The organism is uncultured Acetatifactor sp. (assembly GCF_948601915.1).
Taxonomy (GTDB): Bacteria; Bacillota; Clostridia; order Lachnospirales; family Lachnospiraceae; genus Acetatifactor.
In genome coordinates this window covers 1-3639 of the sequence record NZ_CAPDXS010000024.1, presented here as the reverse complement: position 1 = coordinate 3639, position 3639 = coordinate 1, and the positions used below count along the sequence as shown (strand labels likewise).

The following is a 3639-nucleotide window of genomic DNA, read 5'->3' as shown; positions in this document are numbered from 1 at the left end:
CGTTGGTGAACATGGTGAGAAACCAGGTTGCCACTTGGGCCAGGGCGTTCTTTATATCGTTCCACCGTGCCCCAAACCAGGAACCAATGGCCGCAAATACACGGGTCACGCCTTTGTATGCTTCCGTGAACCGGTCCGTGAACCACTGGCCTACACCCTGGAAAATGGAAACCAGGCCATCCCACAAATTTTGAAAAAATTGTTTGATGTTCGCCACCAGATTGTCTATAAATTCCCGGAACGCCCCGCAATTATCGTAAAGAAGTTTAAAGGCTCCGGCAAATGGATTGACTATCAGCAGTAAAAGCCCCTGCCAGTTCGATTTTATAAAATTCACCACGGCCTTAAAGGCGTTTGGTATTGTGACGGTGAAAAAGTCCGCAATGGAACCGAAAACGTCCGCCGCCACTTCCTTTACTTTGTTCCATATGGCAATCACTTTGTTTCGGAAATCCTCATTCGTTGCGAACAAGGTAACAAGTGCCGCCACAAGCGTTCCTATTATCGTTACCACAATGCCGATAGGGTTGGCGTTCATTGCCGTGTTTAAAAGTTTCTGTGCAATCGTCACGCCCTCGGTGGTTGTTTTCCATACCTTAAAGGCAGAAATCAGCCCTTGAATCATTGTTACCACGTTCCATGCAAGCATCCCGGCGGCAATCCCGGCAATGATTGAAATAATCTGTGACCCATGCTTTGACACAAAAGAGATAAATTCCTTTACCTTGTCGATAACCGCAAGCACAATGGTTTTTACTTGCGGTATTTTGCTTTTGACTTCTTTTATTACATCACTGATTACTGGCTGTAGTTCTTCGCCTATGGGCTTTATCAAATCAACTTTGATGTTCCGCCCCAACTCTTCAAACTGGTTCCCCAGGTCATTGTATTTATTCTCATTTATCTTTTCCAGGGCATCATTGGCGTTGGAAATCTCACCCTGGGTATTCACCAGGGAACGCACCGCATCTTCCCCTAAATCCTCCCATTTTGTCCCGTAAAGGGTAACGCCCAAAATATTGCGCTGCACCTTATCATCACAAGAAAAAAGGGCATTATTCACTATATCAAAGGCTTCCCTTGCACCTTCGCCGCCCTCTGCGAACTTCTTTTTCAAATCCTCCGCATTAAGCCCCAATTCCTTAAAGGCATCATCCGCCGTTCCGTCCTTTACCCTTATGCCAAACTCTTTCACGGCATCATTCAGATAATCAATCTGGAACGTGCCGTTCTTGGCACCATTCGCCATCATGTTAAATGCTTCCTCTGCGGAAATCCCCAGGTCATTGTAATACACGGAATATTCTGCCAACTGGTCCGCAAGGTCCCCGTTCTGGTTCAGCCCCTTTTGTGCCCCCTGGGCCAAAAGGTTGTATGCTTCCTCGGAAGAAATACCAAACTGCTTCATCATGGCATTAACGCCCCGGATGCCCTCGTTTACGTCTATATCAAAGGTATCACGCATCAGAATGGCGGTTTCCGTGGTGTTTTTCAGTTCTTCATCTGCAAGGCCCGTCTGCTGCTTGACTGCCGCCATTGCCGTTGCTATGTCGTTTATGTCCTCGCCAAAATTATCCTTGTATATGCTTAAAAGGGTTTCTTCCAACCCCTCCACTTCACTGTCTGCTGCCCCCGTCTGTGTAATGACTGTGTTTAATGCCTTGTCACAATCCGTTTCAAACTTTGTGGCATATGTAGCGGCGGCAACGAATCCGGCCCCCAATGCTTTTGCCGCACCCTCCGCCGCTTCTCCTAGCTTCCCTAACTTTTCCTTGAAAGTCCCGGCCTTTTCCTCTGCCTTTTTCAATTCTTCGCCGGAAAGAGCGGATGACTTCCCCAATTCTTCCACGGCCTTGTCCGTCTGCCTTGCCGCTTCCTCCAAATCCTCCAATTCCAGGCTTGTCTTTTCAATTTCCCTTTTCAATGCCCGGTATTGCTCTTCCGAAACCTCTCCCCTTTGGAACTGTTCTTGCACTTGCCTTTCCGCCGTTTTCAGAATATCCAGTTTTTCCTTGGTTTCCTCAATGGCATCACTTAAAAGCGTTTGTTTCTGTGCCAGGGCTTCCGTGTTCTTGGGGTCCATTTTAAGAAGTTTGTTTACTTCCCTTAGTTCTGCCTGGGTATTCCTCACTTTCCCATTCACGCCGGAAAGTGCCTTTTCAAGTTTGGTGGTATCTCCGCCAATCTCAATAGTGATTCCCTTTATCCCCTTGTTTGCCACGGTATCAGCCCCCTTTCTTCTTGAAATTTCTTCGTAGCCCCTCACGGTCCGGCTTCGTCTGCTCCATCCGCCAACAGTTTTTCAGATATTCCCGGCCCTCTTCGGTCTGTGAATTTTCATAAATCATTGCTTCACGCATGAAAAACAGATAAACGTCAATCTCCATTTCCTGCACTTCGTAAATGTCTATATGGCAATAATCCATCACCAGTTTTTCCGGGCGTGTAAGCAATGTGTACGGTATCTCTTCCCCTTTATCCTGGCGTGGATAAAAGGGCATGGTTAGTTTGGGTTTGTTTTCAGTTCGTCCACAAACGACATATAGGCTTCCAGGATTGCCGTACACTCTTCTATGTCGTAATCCTCCAGGTTCTTTTCCGTCACCCTTACACGGTTCATATTGTTGTTAAGGACTGCCGCCAACAGTCTGTAAATGGCTTCCGTGTCCTCCACCGTGGCGTTTTCCTCTTCCACGTCCTGGATTTCCTTAATGGCTTCAAAAACCTGTTTCTGCGGCATCCTCACAATGATTTTCCTGCCCTTTTCCACCACGTTCCCGTCCCCGTCCACCTTGTCTTTCAGCGTGAACGGCCAGAACGTCCTTTTCAGCTTGTTGCAATTAAATTCCTTTACTGCCATGCCCTCATTCTCCTTTCATGGAATAAGCGGCCTGGGGGCTTCTCCCTGGCCGCTCTTACGGTCTTATACTTCGCCGCCGGGTTCCTCTTCTGTGCCTTGTCCCCCTCCGCTTTCGGGTCCTGCTGCTTCCTCTGTAGCGTCCATATCCTCTTCATACAGAATAAGCGTGCCCTCCTTGTCCATGGGCTGTGCCTTAAACTCTGCATCAATGACGGTTTCGCTGTCCTTGGCAAATGCAATGGTAAATCCGGCCTGGTTGTTTCCAACGATTGTTACCCTTACGTCCCCGTCCACCGGGTCTTTATGTACAAAATGGATAACATACCGCTTTCCATCCGCATTGCCGATTCCTCCAATCTTCACAATGCGTTTCTTCTTTGCCTTGTCCTCCGTGACCCTTGCGGTCTGGCATAATTTCTGTAACGTGGTTCCGCACCAGGTCATAATCCCGGATTTAAAGGTTGCTTCCTCTTCCGTTATGATGACCTTGGAAACCTTTCCCATATCGTCTTTGGCTTCGTAGAAAGACGGTGCATATTCGATTTCAGCACCGCCTTTGATATAGCCCAGGCGGTTTTCTTCCGTTTCCAATGCTTCATTGGTTGGCAATTCCTTGTCCGTGCCCTCAAACTCCGTACAATACAAATCGCCGGAACCTAAGACAATGCTTTCTTTGTTCATGCTCTTTTCGCTCCTTTCGTTTTGGTAAGCAGCCCCTTTACCTCATAGGCCGTCTGGAAACATTCTTCATCCGGGATAGGGGCCAGGTACATTTCATA

The 3639-nt window shown here is 47.8% G+C and carries 4 protein-coding genes; all 4 read right to left on the bottom strand.

Annotated elements, in window-relative coordinates; genetic code table 11:
- A partial coding sequence (locus Q2B33_RS05900) for a phage tail tape measure protein (RefSeq protein ID WP_300913901.1) occupies positions 1–2266 on the bottom strand: 2266 nt, incomplete at its 3' end.
- On the bottom strand, positions 2226–2501 hold the full coding sequence (locus Q2B33_RS05895; protein ID WP_172530980.1) for a hypothetical protein: 276 nt from the start codon (positions 2499–2501) through the stop codon (positions 2226–2228). The genes Q2B33_RS05900 and Q2B33_RS05895, both read right to left, overlap by 41 nt.
- A gap of 2 nt (positions 2502–2503) precedes the next feature.
- Positions 2504–2860, bottom strand: coding sequence for a hypothetical protein (locus Q2B33_RS05890; RefSeq protein WP_300913898.1), 357 nt, complete (start codon positions 2858–2860; stop codon positions 2504–2506).
- A 63-nt stretch (positions 2861–2923) separates the two neighbouring features.
- Entirely contained in the window at positions 2924–3541 is a 618-nt protein-coding gene (locus tag Q2B33_RS05885) for a hypothetical protein (RefSeq protein WP_172530982.1), read from the bottom strand.
- Between the last annotated feature and the right edge of the window lie 98 nt (positions 3542–3639).

What these genes read in the sequence shown, in the direction of transcription:
- Q2B33_RS05895 (WP_172530980.1), bottom strand. Translation starts at nt 2,501, where the DNA reads ATGCCCTTTTATCCACGCCAGGATAAAGGGGAAGAGATACCGTACACA.
- Q2B33_RS05890 (WP_300913898.1), bottom strand. Translation starts at nt 2,860, where the DNA reads ATGGCAGTAAAGGAATTTAATTGCAACAAGCTGAAAAGGACGTTCTGG.
- Q2B33_RS05885 (WP_172530982.1), bottom strand. Translation starts at nt 3,541, where the DNA reads ATGAACAAAGAAAGCATTGTCTTAGGTTCCGGCGATTTGTATTGTACG.